The organism is Paracoccus sp. UBA5162, assembly GCF_002413585.1.
Lineage (GTDB): Bacteria > Pseudomonadota > Alphaproteobacteria > Rhodobacterales > Rhodobacteraceae > Paracoccus.
Genome location: NZ_DHXG01000045.1, coordinates 1 through 17,778, shown reverse-complemented (window position 1 = coordinate 17,778; position 17,778 = coordinate 1). Strand labels below are relative to the sequence as shown.

The window sequence follows — 17,778 nt, the reverse complement described above, 5'->3', positions numbered from 1 at the left end:
ACGCAGGTCTGGCCGTTATTGCGGAATTTCGACGCCATCGCGCCCTCGACCGCGGCGTCCAGATCGGCATCGTCAAAGACGATGAAGGGCGCGTTGCCGCCCAGTTCCATGCTGCATTTCATCACCTGATCGGCGGCCTGGCGCAGCAGGATGCGGCCGACCTCGGTCGAGCCGGTGAAGGTCAGCTTGCGGACCTTGGGGTTCTCGCAGAATTCCTTGCCGACCTCCGATGACCGCGACGAGGTGACGACCGACAGGATGCCCTTGGGCAGGCCCGCGCGCTCGCCCAACACCGCCATCGCCAGCGCGGAAAGCGGCGTCTCGGCGGCGGGACGGGCGACGAAGCCACAGCCGACCGCCAGCGCCGGTCCCGCCTTGCGCGCGATCATCGCATTGGGGAAATTCCACGGCGTGATGCTGCCCACGACGCCGACCGGCTGGCGGATCACGGTCAGGCGCTTGTCGGGCTGGTGGCCCGGGATGGTCTCGCCATAGACGCGCTTGGCCTCTTCGCCGAACCATTCGATGAAGCTGGCGCCATAGGCGATCTCTCCCTTGGCCTCGGCCAGGGGCTTGCCCATCTCGGCGGTCAGGATGCGGCCCAGGTCGTCCTGGTTTTCCATCATCAGGTCGAACCACTTGCGCATCACCTGCGCGCGTTCCTTGGCGGTCTTCGCGGCCCAGCCCTTCATCGCCTGGGCGGCGGCGTCGATGGCGCGGGCAACCTCGGACCGGGTCAGATCGGCGACCTTCGCGATCACGTCGCCGCGGGCGGGATTGACCACATCGAAGGTGGCACCGTCATCGGCATCGACCCATTCGCCGGCAACGAAGGCGCGCGTTTCCAGCAGCGACGGGTCGCGCAGCAGGGTTTTCAGATCGGTGGAATGCTTGGTCATCGGCTTCGGCCTCCTTGGCGATTTGGCGATAGATGATCACGCTGCCCCAGCCTTGTCAAAGTGGGCGGGTTCCCGCCGCGGCGGCAATAAAAAGTGATGTCCTGTTGATGGCGGCGCAGGAACGTCCTTGCGGCGGGCGGGGTTGGATCGCCAATGATCCGCAAGCCCGGATCGGCAAACAAGGAGAAGAACGATGCGCAAGCTGTTCATGACCACCACCGCCGCCGCGATCGCACTGGCGGGCGCGGCCCAGGCCCAGACCATGGCCACGGCCGGCACCGATCTGAACGTTCGTTCGGGTCCCGGCGTGCAGAACGAGGTGATCGGCTCGATCAAGTCGGGCGCCGAAGTCACCGTAAGCGGCTGTATCGAAAGCGCCAATTGGTGCGAGGTCGTCGCCGGCGATCTCAGCGGCTGGTCCTATGGCGATTACCTGACCGTCAAGGCCGGCGACAAGATCGAGCCGCTGTATCCCAATCGCCAGCAGATCGGCGTCACGGTGATCGAGGCCCCGGCGGCGGACAAGGCCGGCGCCGGCCAGAACGCCGCCGTGGGCGGCGTGACGGGGGCGGCGATGGGTGCCCTGGTCGCGGGACCGATCGGCGCGGTCGCGGGCGCGGCGCTTGGCGGAACCTCGGGCGCTGCCGCGACCGAGGAACCTGACGCGCAAGTTACGACCTACGTGACCCAGAACACCGTCGATCCGGTCTATCTGGAGGGCGAGGTCGTGCCCGGTGCCGGCATTCCCGAAGACGTGACCCTGTATGATATCCCGGAATATCCGGCTTATCGCTATGCCCAGATCAATGGACAGACGGTTCTGGTGAACCCGAACGACCGCCAGATCGTTTACATCTATCGCTGAGTTTTTCCCTCTTGGCGATCTCTGGGGGCGGTGCGCTTGTCGCACCGCCCTTTCTCATGCGCCGAAACGCACCGACCAGCAGGGTTGCAGATCGCCTGGCGCGGGTTCGGCCGCGTGGATTGCGCGCGCCACCGCACGGGCCAGGGTGCAGGACGCGGCATGGCCCAGCCCGAAGACCTGCGCCACCGGGTCCGCGACCCGCCGCGCCCCGGTCGAGACGGCGAAGACCAAATCGCCATCCATCGGCGTATGACTGGGAACCAGCGCGCGGGCCAGCCCGTCATGCGCGGCGATGGCCAGCCGTTGCAGCGCCGCCTTGTCCAGGGCGGCATCGGTGGCGACGATGGCGAGGGTCGTGGCCTCGCCCTGACGTTTCATCGGCTGCGGCTCTTGCGCGGCCGGGAAGCTGCGCGGCAGGCCGCCGCGCCCGAATTCACCCTCCAGTTCCCACGGCGCGGCCCAGAAATGCGGGCCTTCGCCGATGGTCGCCGAGCCTATCGCATTGACCACGACCAGCGCCCCCATGGTCAGGCCGTTCTCCAGCACCGCCGAGGCCGAGCCCAGCCCGCCCTTCAGCCGTCCCGTCATCGCCCCTGTTCCCGCGCCCGCGCTGCCGATGCCGAAATCGGGCGCGGCGGCCTGCCAGGCGGCACGGCCGAGCGCGGGATAGGGATTTTCGGTCCAGTCCTTGTCGCCGCCATTCAGCAGATCGAAGACGATTGCACCCGGCACGATGGGCACCCGTGCCGCGCCGACCGCAAAGCCGCGCCCCGCGGCGCGCAGCGCCTGCATCACCCCGTCGCAGGCGGCCAGCCCGAAGGCCGAGCCGCCCGACAGGACCAGCGCATCCACCGCGGTGACCAGCTTGTCGGGCGCCAGAAGATCGGTTTCGCGGCTGCCCGGCGCGCCGCCCATGACCTGCACCGCCGCGGTGAAGGGCGCATCGCCCGTCAGCACCGTGACCCCGGATTTCAGCCGCGCCTCGGCCGCGTTCCCGACCCGCAGACCGGCCACGTCCGAAATCAGGTTTCGCGGGCCGGACCTCATCGCGCGCCGCGTGCCGCATCGCGGATCTGGCTCAGCGTCGCACCCGTCGTCAGCGCCTCGGGATCCAGCCGCAGCTCGATCACCGCCAGCGTGCCGGCATCGCGGGCGCGGGCGAAGGCATCGGCGAATTCCCCGTCTTCGCGCACGATCTCGCCATGGCCGCCATAGGCGCGGGCAAGGGCCGCGAAATCGGGGCTGAACAGCGCCGTGCCCGAGACGCGGCCGGGATAGTGACGCTCCTGATGCATCCGGATGGTGCCGTATTGGCCGTTATTGGCGACGATCACGATGATAGGGGCTCCGTACTGCGCCGCCGTCGAAAGCTCGGTCACCGTCATTTGCAGGCAGCCGTCGCCGGCAAGGCAGATCGCCAGCCGATCGGGGTGGGCCAGCTTGGCCGCGATCGCGGCGGGCAGTCCATAGCCCATGCTGCCCGAGGTCGGCGCAAGCTGGGTTCCGTATCGTTTCCAGCGGAAATACCGGTGCAGGAAGGCGGCGTAATTGCCCGCGCCATTGGTCAGGATCGCGTCTTCGGGCAGATGCCGGGAGAGCCAGCCAACGACATGTTCCATCTTCACCGCGCCGGGCGTCTCATGGGGGCGCTGCCATGCCTCGTAGCGCGCGCGCAGATCGGCGCGCCAATCGGCCCAGTCCCGGTCCGGGGCGGGCAGGGCGGCCAGCGCCGCGACGACCTCGCGCGGATCGGCGACCAGCCCGGGATCGGGTTGCCACAGGCGGCCCATCTCGTTCTCGTCGGGATGGACATGAATCACCCGCGCCCGCGGTCTGACCGGATCCATCAGCCTGTATCCCGCCGTCAGCGTGTCGCCCAGACGCGCGCCCAGCGACAGGATCACGTCGGTCTCGTCCAGGGCCCGCCCCAGTTCGGGGTTCATGCCCACGCCCAGATCGCCCACGTAATGCGGCAACCGGTTGTCGATCCGGTCCTGCCGCCGGAAGGGCACCGCGACCGGCAGATCCCAGTTGCGGGCCAGACGCGCCAGATCATCGGCCGCCTGCTGCGACCATTGCGAGCCGCCGGCGACGACCAGCGGCCGCCGCGCCCCGGCCAGCGCATCGGCCAGGGCCGCGACGGCGTGCGGCGCCACATCGGGCAGCGGCCGCGCGGCGGCCGGCAGGTCGGGGATGTCGGCGCGATCCGACAGCATGTCCTCGGGCAGCGCCAGGACCACCGGGCCGGGGCGTCCCGACATGGCCACCGCAAAGGCGCGGCGGACGTATTCCGCGATCCGATTGGTGGCGTCGATCTGCGCCACCCATTTCGCCAGCGGGCCGAACATGGCGCGGAAATCCACCTCCTGAAAGGCATCGCGGTCGGTATCGCCGCGCGCGATCTGGCCCACGAACAGGATCATCGGCGTCGAATCCTGGCGCGCGACATGCACACCCGCGCTGGCATTGGTGGCGCCCGGCCCCCGCGTCACGAAGGCCACGCCGGGCCGGCCGCTCAGCTTGCCGGCCGCCTCGGCCATCATCGCGGCGCCGCCCTCGTGCCGGCAGACGATATTTTGGATGCCGCTGTCATGCAGCCCGTCAAGGGCCGCCAGAAAGCTTTCGCCGGGAACCGAAAAGACCCGCTCGACCCGATTGGCCTTCAGCGCCTGAACCAGTATCGTCCCGCCATGCCGCATCGCCGTTCCTCCATCCGCCATCACGCCCTAGCGCGAAGACGCGGCCAAAGGCAATCGGCCAGGAAGGCCGCAGCGATCTTTACAGCCGCGCGCGCCGCGCCTATCTAGCGCGGTCATGGCCAAGGAACCCGAGAACAAAAATTACAAGGTGATCGCCGAGAACCGGCGGGCGCGTTTCGATTACTTCATCGAAAGCGATCTGGAGGCGGGCATCGTGCTGACCGGGTCCGAGGTCAAGTCCCTGCGCACCGGCCAGTCCAATATTGCCGAAAGCTATGCCAGCATCGAGGATGGCGAATTGTGGCTGATCAACGGCCATATCGCGGCGCTGTCCAATGCCGGCGTCTTCGGCCACGAGGAGCGCCGCAAGCGAAAGCTGCTGGTCAGCCGGCGCGAATTGTCGCGGCTGTGGCAGTCCGTGGGGCGCGAGGGGATGACCCTGGTGCCGCTGGTGATGTATTTCAACCATCGCGGCCTGGTGAAGCTGAAGATCGGCGTCGCCAAGGGCAAGAAGATCGCCGATAAGCGCGAAACCAGCGCCAAACGCGACTGGAACCGGCAGAAACAGCGGCTTCTGAAGCAGGGCTAGAAGAAAGCCACGTTGCAGCCAGCGGCTTCGGCCTGTAAATCGGACCGCGTGCCTTGATGCGGGGGAAGAGGATGCAGGACGATCCGAAGACGCTGGTCTCGACCGAATGGCTGGCCGCGCATCTGAACGACCCCGACCTGCGGGTGATCGACGCAAGCTGGCACATGCCCGCCAGCGGCCGCGACGGACGGGCCGAATACGAGGCCGCCCATATCCCCAATGCGCGGTTCTTCGACATCGACGCGATCTCGGACAAGCGCAGCACATTGCCCCACACCGCCCCCCCGGTCGAGATGTTCATCAGCCGGATGCGCGCGATGGGCGTGGGCGACGGCCATCAGGTGGTGGTCTACGACAATTCCGATGTGCGCAGCGCCTTTCGCGTCTGGTGGAATTTCCGCCTGATGGGCAAGATCGACGTGGCGGTGCTGGATGGCGGCTTCGGCAAGTGGCAGGCCGAGGGCCGCCCGGTCGAGGACATGGCCCCGATCCTGCGCGACCGCCACATCACCGTGCAGCGCCAGGCCGGTCTGATCCGCGACGTGACGCAGGTGGCGGCGGCCAGCAAGCTGGCCGATCACCAGATCATCGACGCCCGCGCGCCCGAGCGGTTTCGCGGCGAGGTGGACGAGCCGCGCCCCGGCCTGCGCGCGGGCCACATCCCCGGCTCGCGCAATCTGCCTTTCGCACGCCTGTTCAATGCCGACGGCACGATGAAGGACGAGGCCGCGATCCGGGCCGAATTCGAAACCGCCGGGGTCGATCTGTCGCAGCCCGCCATCACCACCTGCGGCAGCGGCGTGACCGCCGCGATCCTCAGCCTGGCGCTGGAACGGATCGGCCACCGCAACCACTCGCTCTATGACGGAAGCTGGACCGAATGGGGCAGCTTTCCCGACCTGCCAATCGCAACCGGAGACGCCTGACAATGCTGTCCAACCTGAAACCGCAAGCCCCCGACAAGATCCTGATGCTGGTCGAGGAATTCAAGGCCGATACCCGTCAGGGCAAGATCGACCTTGGCGTCGGCGTCTACAAGGATCCGCAGGGCGTGACGCCGGTGATGCGGGCCGTCAAGCAGGCCGAACAGCGCATCTGGGAGAACCAGACCACCAAGGCCTATACCGGCCTTGCGGGCACCCCGGAATATCGCGAGGCGATGGCCGGGATGGTGCTGGGAGAGGTGCCGGCCGAACGTCTGGCCTCCGTGGCGACGGTGGGCGGAACCGGCGCGATCCGGCAAGGCTTGGAACTGGCCCGGCTGGCGAACCCGGATCTGACCGTCTACGTTTCGGATCCGACCTGGCCGAACCACCTGTCGATCCTGAAATTCATGGGCCTGCCCTTCGTCGAATACCGCTATTTCGACAACGACAGCCGGGGCGTCGATTTCGAGGCGATGAAGGCCGATATCGCCAGGGCGGGCCGCGGCGACATCGTTCTGCTGCACGGTTGCTGCCACAATCCGACCGGTGCGAACCTGACGCCGGAACAATGGCAGGAGGTCGTCTCGATCCTTGAACAATCCGGCGCGGTGCCGCTGATCGACCTGGCCTATCAGGGCTTCGGCGACGGTCTGGAAGCCGATGCCGAAGCGACGCGGCTGGTCGCGCGCAGCCTGCCCGAAGTGCTGATCGCCGCCTCGTGCAGCAAGAATTTCGGCATCTACCGCGAGCGGACCGGCATTCTGATGGCGCTGGCCGAGGGCCGTGAGGCGCGCGACCTGACGCAGGGCAGCATGGCCTATCTGAACCGTCAGAACTATTCCTTCCCGCCCGATCATGGGGCGCGCATCGTCAGCACGATCCTTGCGGATGCCGCTCTGCGGGCCGACTGGCAGGCGGAACTGGAGGAGGTCCGCAACACGATGCTGGGGCTGCGCAGTCAACTGGCCTCCGAGCTGCGCGAATTGTCGGGCAGCGACCGGTTCGATTTCATCGCCGATCACCGCGGCATGTTCTCGCGCCTCGGTGCCACGCCCGATCAGGTGCAGTCCCTGAAAAGCGAGTCCGCGATCTACATGGTCGGCGATTCGCGGCTGAACATCGCCGGGCTGAACGGACACACCGTCCCGATCCTGGCCCGCGCCATCATCGAGGCGGGGATCTGAGGGAACGCGCCCTGGCGGTGATCCGGCGGGGCGCGAAGCCCTTGCATCCCGCGCCCAAGGGGCGCCGTTCGTCCGCCGCGGCCCCCTTCTGTCATGCGGTCATCGGGTTGGGGGGGCGCAGGGCTGTCGAACTTCCCCGGCGCGGTGAAGAAGCTGTCAAGCCACGGCAGCCGCGTCAGGCGATCCGCGCCCATGCCTGGGTTATACCATGGCCTTGAGATCCGTCAGTGTCGGCAACGGTGTTTCTGTCGTCTCATAAGCATTTGTTTCGACGACATCGGTGCTCATGTTTTCCCAGGTCTGGGTGCAATAATTCTGGTATCCGGTGTAATCATTGCTGAGTTTGTAATATGACATCACGATCGTGCCCTGATAGATCGTCGTTTTGACGCCCGGCGCTGTCTGTGCGGTGATTTCGGTGCTTTCCAGCTTGGAAAACGCCTGTGAAAAACCGATCTCGCCGCTTATCTGCACCTTCGCGCTGACATTGATCAGGAAGCTTATGCCTGCGCTCACCTCTACCGAGACGCCGAATTTCTGGCTGAAGCCAATGGTCGAGCCGGAGCTGACCGAATAGGTGATCTGCTGGGGGGCACTGGTATTGTTGGCGTTGCTGATGACGACCCGCGCGGTCTGGAGACGCTGGACATAGCACCAGTTGTTGCCCGCTGCATCGGTCCCGATGAGAACCGCACCTTCCGGCGCGGGCGGGGTCTCAAATCCGGGATAAAGCTTTCCGCCCACGATTGACAATCCGTTGTCACCGATGATGTCCATGTCCGTTCCATTCCTCGAAAATTGCATTGGTAAAGGGTCAAGTTCTCCCCGGGCGGGAAGATTATGATTCTTGGCACACGCCAATCTTGCCAACCAGGGTCATACCGGTCCGCGCGGTGTTGCAGGTCATCTTCGTCAGCCTGATCGCGAGGTTGCGAAACGTTCAGATCGGTCGGAAACAGAGCAAGACGGTTTCCAAACGCCGAAGGCTCCCCGTGACAGCGGATTGTCTGGATAACGGCCAGCCTTCGACGAGATCGGAATCGCCGATGACGAGAGCCCCGTAGTAAACAAAAAACAGTCTTATAGTAAACAAAAATTATATAAAGCGTCTCATGGAAAGCTTCCGCAGTCAATATCGGGAATTCTGAACCGGGGTGAATACCAGATTTCTGCCCTGGAAAGGTTCGCAAAGTGTTTCTGGGGTGGCCATATTCGCCCTGATCCGGCAGGGGCGTCGGGCGCGTTACCCCTTTCCCCGCCCTATCCGCGGTTCGCTGCCATTCATCAGCCGCGCGATATTCGCCTTGTGGCGGATGAAGATCAGCACCGCCATGAAGGCGCAGACGGCGGCCAGGTCGCCGCGCCCGGTTGCCCATGCGACGACCGGCGACAAGGCCGCCGCCAGCAGCGCCGAAAGGCTGGAAATGCGCGTGGCCAGTGCCGTTGCCAGCCAGATTGCGCAGGCGATCAGCCCCAGCGGCCAGTGCAGCGCGATCAGGGTGCCGAGAAAGGTGGCGACGCCCTTGCCGCCCCTGAATCCCAGCCAGACCGGGAAGCAATGACCCAGAAAGGCCGCGCCGCCGGCCAGCATCGCCGCGTTTTCGCCGCCGACTTCACGCGCCAGAAGCACCGCGATCGCGCCCTTGCCGGAATCCAGCAGCAGCGTCGCCAGCGCCGCCGGCCTGTTGCCGGTGCGCAGCACGTTGGTCGCCCCGATATTGCCCGACCCGATCTGGCGCAGGTCGCCCAGGCCCATCGCCCGCGAGATCACCAGTCCGAACGGGATCGAGCCCAGAAGATAGCCGAAGATCGCCGACAGGATCAGCATCATGACGCACCCCCGAAGACGCGGTTGCCGCCAATCCAGGTGCCGGACACGCGGCCTTCCATCCGGGCGCCGTCGAAGGGCGTGTTCTTCGATTTCGACAGCAGGGCGAAACGGTCCAGAACGAAGGGCGCGTCGGGATCGAACAGGACCAGATCGGCCGGGGCGCCGGGCGTCAGCCGCCCGGCTTCCAGCCCCAGCCGCTTGGCGGGATTGAGCGACATCGCGCGCCAAAGCTGCGGCAGCGACAATCCGCCCTGATGATAAAGCCGCATCGCGGCGGGCAGCAGTGTCTGCAGTCCGACCGCGCCGGGGGCCGCCGCCTCGAAGGGCAGGCGCTTGGATTCCTCGTCCTGCGGGGTGTGAAAGCTGGCGATCACGTCGATCACCCCTTCGGCCACGGCCTGAACCATCGCTTCGCGGTCATCCTCGGAGCGCAGCGGCGGGGTGAAGCGGAAGAAGGTGCGATAATCGCCGACATCGAATTCGTTCAGCGTCAGGTGGTGGATGGAAATGCCCGCGGTCACGTCCAGCCCCGCCGCCCGCGCGCGCCGCAGGGCGGGCAGGGCGGCGGCAAGCGTGACCTGATCGGCGTGCCAGCGGCAGCCGGTCATGGCGACCAGCGCCAGATCGCGATCCAGCCCCATCACCTCGGCCATGGGCGAGACGGCGGGAATGCCGTAAAGCGAGGCGAACTTGCCGCTGGTCGCGGCCGCGCCCTTCGACAGCCCGGCATCCTGCGGATGGCCCACGATCAGCGCCCCGGTGCCGCGGGCATAGGCCATGCAGCGCGACAGCAGCTTGCTGTCGCTGACCACGCGCACGCCATCGGTAAAGGCCGCCGCGCCCAGATCGCTCAGAAACCCGATCTCGACCATTTCGCGGCCTGCGCGCTGCTTGGTCAGCGCGGCCATGTGGCGGATGTTGACCTTCGCATCGGCGGCGCGGCGGGTCACGAATTCCAGCGATTCGGGCGTGTCGATGGGCGGCGCGGTATCGGGCCGCGCTATGATCGTGGTCACGCCCCCGGCAGCGGCGGCAAGGCCCGCGCTGCGGAAGCTTTCCTTGTGCCGTTCGCCCGGCTCGCCGATCTTGACGCCCCAGTCGATCAGGCCGGGTGCCAGGACCCTTCCGCCGCAATCGACGATCTCCGCCCCTTCGGGCGCGGCCTCGTCCGGCGCGCCGCGGCCCCCGATCCGGCCATCGCCGACCAGCAGCGATCCGGGCCCGTCCGTCCCGGCCTCGGGGTCGATCAGGCGGGCATTGCTGAACAGGATCGCGGTCACACCATCACCCCCGCTGCCGCCGCGCCCCGTTCGGCGCGCAGGTTCCGCGCCAGCAGATCCAGCGCCGCCATCCGCACCGCCACGCCCATCTCGACCTGGTCCTGGATGACCGAGCGGTTGATGTCGTCGGCGATGGTGCCGTCGATCTCGACGCCCCGGTTCATCGGGCCGGGATGCATGACGATGGCGTCGGGCGCGGCCAGTGCCAGCTTTTCGGCATCCAGGCCCCAGCGGTGGTAATATTCGCGTTCGGACGGAATGAAGCCGCCATCCATCCGTTCGCGCTGCAACCGCAGCATCATCACCACATCGGCGCCGCGCAGCCCCTCGCGCATGTCCTCGAAGACCTCGACGCCCATCTCGCCCACGCCCGCGGGCATCAGCGTCGCCGGCCCGATCAGGCGGATGCGGTTTTCCATCTTGCCCAGCAGGATCAGGTTGGATCGTGCCACGCGGCTGTGGGCGATGTCGCCGCAGATGGCCACGCTCAGGCGGTGCAGCCGGCCCTTGGCGCGGCGGATCGTCAGCGCGTCCAGCAGCGCCTGCGTGGGATGTTCGTGGCGCCCGTCGCCCGCGTTGATGACCGCGCAATTGACCTTTTCGGCCAGCAGGTTGACCGCGCCCGATTGCGGATGACGCACGACCAGCAGGTCGGGCTGCATCGCGTTCAGCGTCAGCGCCGTGTCGATCAGCGTTTCGCCCTTCTTCACCGAGCTGGTCTGCATCGACATGTTCATCACGTCCGCGCCCAGCCGCATTCCGGCCAGTTCGAAGCTGGACTGGGTGCGGGTCGAATTCTCGAAGAACATGTTGATCTGGGTCATTCCGGCCAGCGCGTCGGAATGCTTGATCGTGCGCCGGTTCAGGCCGGCATAATCCTGCGCCAGATCCAGAAGCGTCACGATCTCGGGCGGGGAAAGATGGTCGATGCCCAGAAGGTGGCGGGCGCGGAAGGACATGGGCGACCTCTCTGGCGACGGATCGCGCCTTCTATCGCAGATGGAACCACAGGCGGCAAGGCGCGCGACGGTCCGGGTCGCTGCGCGTCAGACGATGTTGGCGGCCCTCTCGATCAGCGCGACGCCCTCGGGGATCCGGGTCTCGTCGATCGAGCCATAGCCCAGCCGGAACAGCGGGCAGGGCTGCGGCGGGGTTTCGAAAAAGACCGCCCCCGGCTCGATCAGCACGCTGTCGGCGACCAGCCGGTCAGCCAGATCCGCGCTGTCGCATCCCGCCGGACCGCTGAGCCAGATGCTGGACCCGCCCGAGGCCGCCGCGCCCTCGATCCGCAGGGTGGATGCCGCCAGTGCCTGTTCCAGCACCGCGCGACGGCGCTTCATCGCCTGGCGCAACCGGACGATATGGGCGTCGTAATGTCCAAGCGCGAGAAAATAGGCGGTGATGCGTTGCAGGTGGCTGGGCGGATGGCGCAGCATGATCGAGCGCAGCGCGCGGGCCTGCGCGATCAGCGCGGCGGGACCGACCATGTAGCCGATCCGCAAGCCCGGAAACAGCGATTTCGAGAAACTGCCCAGATAGATCACGCGGCCCTCGTCATCCAGCGATTTCAGCGCCGGGGCAGGCGGGGCCAGATAAGACATCTCGAAGTCGTAGTCGTCCTCGATGATCAGGAAATCCCGTTGCCCGGCCCTCGCGATCAACTCGCGACGCCGCGACAGGGGCATGGTTGCGCCGGTCGGAATGTGGTGGCTGGGCGTGGCGATGACCAGCCGGGTATTGCCGGGCAGATCGCCGGGCCGCAATCCCCTGTCGTCAACGGGCAGGAAGGTCGTGGGGCTTTGCGCCCGGCGCAGGGTTTCGGCGAAATCGGGGTAGCCGGGCTCCTCGGTCACGGCCAGACGGTCGGCGCGGGCCAGCAGTTCCACCGCCAGAAACAGCGCGTTCTGCGCCCCCAACGTCACCAGAACCTCGTCCGGCCCCGCGGTGATCCCCCGCCGGGGCAGGGTATTGGACCGGATGTAATCGACCAGCAGCGGATCGTCGGCGCCATAGCGGTCGGCGGCCAGTTCCGCGAAATCGCGGGTGCCAAGCGCGCGGCGCGCGCAATCGCGCCAGGCGTTGTGATCGAACAGGGCCGGGTCGGCCTGACCGTAGATGAAGGGATAGCGGAAATCGCGCCAGTTCGCGGGTTTCCGGATCATCCGGCGCGGCAGGTGGTGGTCGGAAAGCCAGTGTCCCCAATCGGGCGGTTCTTCGGTCCGTCTGGCACCTTGCGCGCGAAGGCGCCTGTGCGGCACGGTTGCGGCGACGGCGATGCCCGATCTCGGGATCGTCTCCAGATAGCCCTGGCTGACAAGATCCTGATAGACCAGCGTGACCGTCATCCGCGACAGGCCAAGCGCCCCGGCCAGGCTGCGGCTGGAGGGCAGGCGTGTTCCGGGCCGGGCCCGGCTTTCCAGCACCGCGCGCACGATGGCCGCGGCAAGCTGGCCCTGCCGCGTCGGCGCGTCGCTGTCGCGCAGAAAGATGACCTCGGGCGCAATCCGGCTGTGCATCTGGACCTAGAGACGGTTCCATCTGGACATATCCTTGCGGCAACCGGCCTGCAACATTATGCCGCACCAAACACGCCGCGACCAACGCGGCCCCAGCAACAGGGATCAACCGATGAGCTACATGACCCGTTTTCTGACCGGCACCGCGCTGACGCTGGCACTTGCCGTTCCCGCCGCGGCCAAGGAATACCGCATCGCCGTGGGCGATGGCGCCGGCGGATCGCAGGAGGCGCTTGGCAAGGCGTTCGTCGCCGCGCTGGAAGAACAGACCGGCGGCGAGATGACCGGCAAGCTGTTCCTGAACGGCCAGCTTGGCGACGAACAGGACACCGTGACCGCCGCCGCCACCGGAACGCTGGATTTCTCGATCCTCGCCATCAACAACATCACGCCGTTCTCGCCCTCGGTCGGCACGCTGACGCTGCCCTATGTCATTCTCAGCCAGGACGACGCCGAAAAGATCACGCAGGGCGAGGTCGGCCAGCAGATGATCGACCAGACGATCGAGGATGCCGGCGTGCGCATCATCGGCTGGGGCTATTCCGGCTTTCGCGTGCTCAGCAATTCCAAGCGGCCGGTTTCGACGGTCGCGGATCTGCAGGGGCTGGTGATCCGCGTCCCGAAGAACGAGATCATGATCGAGACCTACAAGAGCTGGGGCCTCAATCCGACGCCGATGGCCTGGGGCGAAACCTTCGCCGCGCTTCAGCAGAAGGTCGTGGACGGGCAGGACAACCCCTATCTGACGATCTACGCGATGAAGTTCGACGAGGTCCAGAAATACATCACCGACCTGCGCTACCTGTTCTCGATCGAGCCGCTGATCGTCAGCGAGGCCCTGTTCGAAAGCCTGTCGGAGGATCAGCAGCAGCAGGTTCTTGCCGCCGGCAAGGCCGCGACGCAGGCATCGTCCGAATTTCTGCGCAGCGAGGAATCCAAGATCCGCGACGAGTTGGTCAGCCGCGGCATGGAGATCACCCAGCCGGCCGACGACGAGAAGGAGTTCCGCGATCTTGCGACTGCCGCGGTCTGGCCGCAATTCTATGACCAGATCGGCGGCAAGGAGGTTCTGGACAACGTCCTGACCTCGCTGGGCCGCGAACCCGCGCCCCAGTGATGCGCCACCGCGCGCGGGCTCTGGCCCGCGCGCCTCGTTCCCGTCCCCGTCCGCGTCCCGGCGCGCCCGTCAGCCAAAGGCACCGCCATGCCAGCACTCTGGTCCTTTCTCGACAAGTTCGAAAGCCATGTCTGCCGCATCCTGCTGGCCGTCTTCGTGACGCTGCTTTTCGCGCAGATCGTCGCCCGGCAATTGTTCGGCTTCTCGATCACCTGGATCGAGGAATTGTCGGTGATCCTGTTCGTCTGGTTCGCCTATTTCGGCGCGTCCTACGCCGCCCGGATGGCCGCGCATAACCGCGTGGGCTTTCACCTGAACGCATTGGGCCGCGAGAAGGCGCGCATCGTCGAGGCGATCGGCGATCTGTTCTGGATCGCCTTCAACCTGGTCTTCATCTGGCAGTCGATCGAATTCATCAGCCGCCTGAAACCCTTCGTGAAGGCCCAGACCCTGGGATGGGAGATGCGCTATGTCTATCTGGCCCTGCCCATCGCCTTCACCCTGATGACGCTGCGCATCCTCCAGGTGAACTACCTCAAGCTGGTGCGCGGCATCGACCCCGCCGATCCCGACAAGGTCAGCGTCGAGGCGGCGCTGGAACTGGCCGAGGACGAGAAGCGCGCCTATGACAAGGGTCACCGCTGATGGACAGCTATCTGGTCGAAATCCTCTTCGGCGCCTTCTTCGGGCTGCTGATCCTTGGCGCGCCGATCACCGTGGCGCTTGGCGTCTCGTCGCTGGCGGCGATGCTGTATCTGGGCGACAATCCGATCAAGATGGTGCAGATGGCCTGGTCCGCGGTCGGATCCTTTCCGCTGATGGCCCTGCCCGCCTTCATCCTCGCCGGCGCGCTGATGGAGGCTGCGGGCCTGTCGCGGCGCCTGATCAACGTGGCCGAAAGCCTGGCCGGTCCGTTCACCGGCGGATTGTCCGCCGCCACCGTGATGGCCTGCCTGTTCTTCGGCGCGATCTCGGGCTCGGGGCCGGCGACGACCGCGGCCGTCGGGATGCTGATGATCCCGGCCATGGTGCGGCAGGGCTATGGCGCGGGCTACGCGGCTTCGGTCACGGCCGCGGCGGGCGGGCTTGGCATCATCATCCCGCCCTCGATCCCGATGGTCATCTACGGCATCTCGGCCATGGGCATGCAGCCGCCCTCCGCGGCGATCGAAACCTATGGCGCGTTCCAGTCGGTCTCGATCTCGAAGCTGTTCATCGCGGGTTTCCTGCCGGGTGTCGTCATGGCCGGCGGCCTGCTGGTGATGAACTACATCCGCTGCCGGATGCGCGGCTTCCACGGCTCGGCCGAGCCGCTTTCGGTCGGCAAGATCCTGTCGGCCTGCTATCACGGCTTCTGGGCGCTGCTGGCCCCGGTGGTGATCCTGGGCGGCATCTATTCCGGCTTCTTCACCCCGACCGAGGCCGCCATCGTGGCGATCTTCTACACCTTGTTCGTCGGCGCCGCGATCTATCGCGAACTGGATCTGCGCGAGGTCATCAAGTCGCTGGACACGACGACATGGCTGGCCGGGCGCGTGTTGCTGGTCCTGTTCACCGCCACCATCTTCGGCCGGATCCTGGTCGAAAACGACGTTCCCGCCGTCATCGCGGGCGGGATCCTGTCCCTGACCACGAACCTCTACCTGATCTGGGCCATGGTGATCGGTCTCTTGCTGGTCATCGGCATGTTCATGGAAACGCTGGCCGCGATCATGATCCTGGTCCCGGTGATGCTGCCGGTCGCCTACATGATGGGGATCGATCCGATCCATTTCGGCATCGTCATGATCGCCACCCTGTCAGTGGGTTTCCAGACGCCGCCGCTGGGCGAGAACCTGTTCATCGCCTCGGGCATATCCGGGGTCTCGATCGAAAGGATCAGCCTGCGGGCCATTCCCTTCGCGCTCGCCTCTGTCACCGCAATCTTCATCATCGCCATCTTCCCCGGAATCGCCCTGTGGCTGCCCCGGATGATGGGCTACTGACGCAAGGAACACGCCTATGACAACGACCACTCGCGCCCTGACCGCCGACGACCTGAAGGCCACCTTCGACGCCTTCAACCGCCACGACATCGACGGCGTGATGACGCATTTCGCCGATGATTGCGTGTTCTTCACCGTCGCGGGCGAACATGAATACGGCAACAGGATCGAAGGCAAGGATGCCATCGCCAGGGCCTTCGAGGGGGTCTGGACCGCGATGCCTGACGTGCAATGGGCCGATCACAGCCATTTCCTGTCCGAGGACGGCACCCGCGGCGTCAGCCAGTGGACCTTCCGTGCCACCAACCCCGACGGCACCCGGACCGAGGTTCAGGGCGCCGACCTGTTCCGCATCGAGGGCGGCCGGATCGTCGAGAAACAGGCGATCCGCAAGCAGCGCCCGGCAATCCCCGCGAAGTGAGCCGTGTCATGCAGATGATCGCCAGACGTGCGGGATCGGTGCCCTTCGATCCCTTCTACGACCCGATGACGGCCCGCGGGCTGGGACCGGGCAGCGATTACGCGCCGACCTACTGGATCGACACGGCGGGCCCGGCGCCCGAGGATGACGGCCCGGTCACGGCGGACATGGACGTGGACGTCGCGGTGATCGGCTCGGGCTATACGGGCCTGTCCTGCGCCATCCACCTGGCCCGGATGCACGGCATCAAGGCCACCGTGCTGGAGGCGAACGGCGTTGCCTATGGCTGTTCCACCCGCAATGGCGGGCAGGCGCAGATCAGTTCGGGCCGGTTGAAGCGCAGCCAGTGGATCAAACGCTGGGGCCTTGATACCGCGCAGGGCCTGCATGCCGAGGTCACCGAAGCGTTTGACCTGTTCCGCGGCCTGATCCGCGATCACGGCATCGATTGCCAGCCACAGGATGGCGGCCATTACTACATCGCGCATAAGGCATCCGCGATGCCGGCACTGGAAAGCGAAACCCGGCTGCTGAACGACACGTTCGGCTATGGCGCGCGGATGATGGGCCGGGACGAGCTGCATGACACCGTCGTCCGTGACCACGAGGCGCATGGCGCCATGTGGGAACCCGACGGCACCGGCATCCATGCGGCCAAACTGGCCTTCGGCTATCTGCGCGTGGCCCGTGAACTGGGCGCCAGGGTCCATACCGACAGCCCGGTCCAGGGCTGGCTGCTGAAGGATGGCATCCATCACCTGCGCACGCCCGGCGGCACCATCCGCGCGCGTCGCGTCGCGGTGGCAACGGCGGCCTATGCCCCGCGCGGGCTGCATCCGCGGCTGAGGGACCGGCTGATGCCGATCATGTCCAACAGCGTCGTGACCCGCGTTCTGACACCGTCGGAACTGGACGAGGTCGGCATCAGGAAACTGTCGCCGCTGACCGATACCCGGACCCTGCGCCACTATTACCGGCTGCTGCCCGACAACCGGCTGCAAATCGGATCGCGGGCCGCGATCACCGGCCGCGACGCGGCCAATCCGGCGCATCTGAACGCGCTGCGCGAGGGGATGGCGCGGAAATTTCCGGCCCTGCGCGGGATCGATCTGGATTATTCCTGGTGGGGCTGGGTCGATGTCAGCCATGACATGATGCCCCGCATCACCGGCCTGCCGGACCTGCCCGGCGCGTTCTACGCGCTTGGCTATGGCGGCAACGGGGTCATGTATTCCGCGATGGCCGGCCGCCGCATGGCGCAGCTTGTCGCGGGCGAGAAGGTCCCCGACCTGCCGATCTTCAATACCGAATTGCCCCATGAGGGATGGAAGACGCCCTTCCGGCGGCTTGGCCAATGGGGCCTCTACCATCTCTACCACTTCCGCGACGAGCGCAAATAAGGAGCGACGCCGATGAAAATGACGACCGAGGAATCTTTTGTTAAGGTTTTGCAGTTGCATGGGATC

General features: G+C 66.3%; 17 protein-coding genes. 9 read left to right on the top strand and 8 right to left on the bottom strand.

The window, feature by feature from the left end:
- A partial coding sequence (locus tag B4A72_RS06040; RefSeq protein ID WP_292978226.1) for an aldehyde dehydrogenase family protein occupies positions 1–899 on the bottom strand: 899 nt, incomplete at its 3' end.
- A gap of 193 nt (positions 900–1,092) precedes the next feature.
- Here B4A72_RS06040 and B4A72_RS06035 point away from each other — a divergent pair.
- Positions 1,093–1,764: a DUF1236 domain-containing protein gene (locus B4A72_RS06035; RefSeq protein WP_292957592.1), complete on the top strand. Its 672-nt coding sequence runs from the start codon at positions 1,093–1,095 to the stop codon at positions 1,762–1,764.
- Between the two features lie 54 nt (positions 1,765–1,818).
- Here B4A72_RS06035 and B4A72_RS06030 read toward each other — a convergent pair whose 3' ends face one another.
- Both B4A72_RS06030 and B4A72_RS06025 read right to left on the bottom strand, forming a co-directional pair.
- Positions 1,819–2,811, bottom strand: coding sequence for a P1 family peptidase (locus B4A72_RS06030; RefSeq protein WP_292957589.1), 993 nt, complete (start codon positions 2,809–2,811; stop codon positions 1,819–1,821).
- Positions 2,808–4,463 (bottom strand): thiamine pyrophosphate-binding protein, encoded by a 1,656-nt coding sequence (locus B4A72_RS06025; RefSeq protein WP_292957967.1) that lies wholly within the window; start codon positions 4,461–4,463, stop codon positions 2,808–2,810. Before B4A72_RS06025 ends, B4A72_RS06030 begins: the two co-directional genes overlap by 4 nt.
- A gap of 115 nt (positions 4,464–4,578) precedes the next feature.
- Here B4A72_RS06025 and smpB point away from each other — a divergent pair, with 115 nt between their 5' ends.
- The 3 genes from smpB (at position 4,579) to B4A72_RS06010 (ending at position 7,162) form a co-directional block, all read left to right on the top strand.
- Complete coding sequence (gene smpB, locus B4A72_RS06020; protein ID WP_292957586.1) at positions 4,579–5,052, top strand: SsrA-binding protein SmpB; 474 nt, start codon at positions 4,579–4,581, stop codon at positions 5,050–5,052.
- Between the two features lie 71 nt (positions 5,053–5,123).
- Complete coding sequence (gene sseA / locus B4A72_RS06015; protein WP_292957583.1) at positions 5,124–5,978, top strand: 3-mercaptopyruvate sulfurtransferase; 855 nt, start codon at positions 5,124–5,126, stop codon at positions 5,976–5,978.
- A gap of 2 nt (positions 5,979–5,980) precedes the next feature.
- Positions 5,981–7,162 carry an aromatic amino acid transaminase gene (locus B4A72_RS06010; RefSeq protein ID WP_292957580.1) on the top strand — a complete coding sequence of 394 codons (1,182 nt, stop codon included), beginning with the start codon at positions 5,981–5,983 and terminating at the stop codon, positions 7,160–7,162.
- Between the two features lie 201 nt (positions 7,163–7,363).
- Here the strand turns inward: B4A72_RS06010 and B4A72_RS06005 are convergent, their stop codons facing one another.
- The 5 genes from B4A72_RS06005 to B4A72_RS05985 form a co-directional block, all read right to left on the bottom strand.
- Positions 7,364–7,939 carry a hypothetical protein gene (locus tag B4A72_RS06005; protein WP_292957577.1) on the bottom strand — a complete coding sequence of 192 codons (576 nt, stop codon included), beginning with the start codon at positions 7,937–7,939 and terminating at the stop codon, positions 7,364–7,366.
- A gap of 466 nt (positions 7,940–8,405) precedes the next feature.
- The gene (gene plsY / locus B4A72_RS06000) at positions 8,406–8,993 is read right to left on the bottom strand and encodes a glycerol-3-phosphate 1-O-acyltransferase PlsY (protein ID WP_292957574.1); all 588 of its coding nucleotides are present in this window, start codon (positions 8,991–8,993) and stop codon (positions 8,406–8,408) included.
- On the bottom strand, positions 8,990–10,273 hold the full coding sequence (gene pyrC, locus B4A72_RS05995; RefSeq protein ID WP_292957572.1) for a dihydroorotase: 1,284 nt from the start codon (positions 10,271–10,273) through the stop codon (positions 8,990–8,992). Before pyrC ends, plsY begins: the two co-directional genes overlap by 4 nt.
- Positions 10,270–11,232, bottom strand: coding sequence for an aspartate carbamoyltransferase catalytic subunit (locus tag B4A72_RS05990; RefSeq protein ID WP_292957569.1), 963 nt, complete (start codon positions 11,230–11,232; stop codon positions 10,270–10,272). Before B4A72_RS05990 ends, pyrC begins: the two co-directional genes overlap by 4 nt.
- A gap of 87 nt (positions 11,233–11,319) precedes the next feature.
- Positions 11,320–12,789, bottom strand: a complete 1,470-nt coding sequence (locus tag B4A72_RS05985; RefSeq protein ID WP_292957566.1) for a PLP-dependent aminotransferase family protein — start codon at positions 12,787–12,789, stop codon at positions 11,320–11,322.
- A gap of 112 nt (positions 12,790–12,901) precedes the next feature.
- On the opposite strand from B4A72_RS05985, the gene B4A72_RS05980 reads away from it, so the two are divergent.
- The 5 genes from B4A72_RS05980 to B4A72_RS05960 all read left to right on the top strand — a co-directional run bounded on the left by B4A72_RS05980 (position 12,902) and on the right by B4A72_RS05960 (position 17,712).
- Positions 12,902–13,906 (top strand): TRAP transporter substrate-binding protein, encoded by a 1,005-nt coding sequence (locus tag B4A72_RS05980; RefSeq protein WP_292957563.1) that lies wholly within the window; start codon positions 12,902–12,904, stop codon positions 13,904–13,906.
- Positions 13,907–13,993: 87 nt separating this feature from the next.
- The gene (locus B4A72_RS05975) at positions 13,994–14,551 is read left to right on the top strand and encodes a TRAP transporter small permease (RefSeq protein ID WP_292957560.1); all 558 of its coding nucleotides are present in this window, start codon (positions 13,994–13,996) and stop codon (positions 14,549–14,551) included.
- Positions 14,551–15,891 carry a TRAP transporter large permease gene (locus B4A72_RS05970; RefSeq protein ID WP_292957557.1) on the top strand — a complete coding sequence of 447 codons (1,341 nt, stop codon included), beginning with the start codon at positions 14,551–14,553 and terminating at the stop codon, positions 15,889–15,891. Before B4A72_RS05975 ends, B4A72_RS05970 begins: the two co-directional genes overlap by 1 nt.
- A 16-nt stretch (positions 15,892–15,907) precedes the next feature.
- Entirely contained in the window at positions 15,908–16,312 is a 405-nt protein-coding gene (locus B4A72_RS05965; protein WP_292957554.1) for a nuclear transport factor 2 family protein, read from the top strand.
- 8 nt (positions 16,313–16,320) lie between these two features.
- A complete protein-coding gene (locus B4A72_RS05960) occupies positions 16,321–17,712 on the top strand; it encodes an NAD(P)/FAD-dependent oxidoreductase (RefSeq protein ID WP_292978248.1) in 1,392 nt (463 codons plus the stop codon).
- The last annotated feature ends 66 nt before the right edge of the window (positions 17,713–17,778 follow it).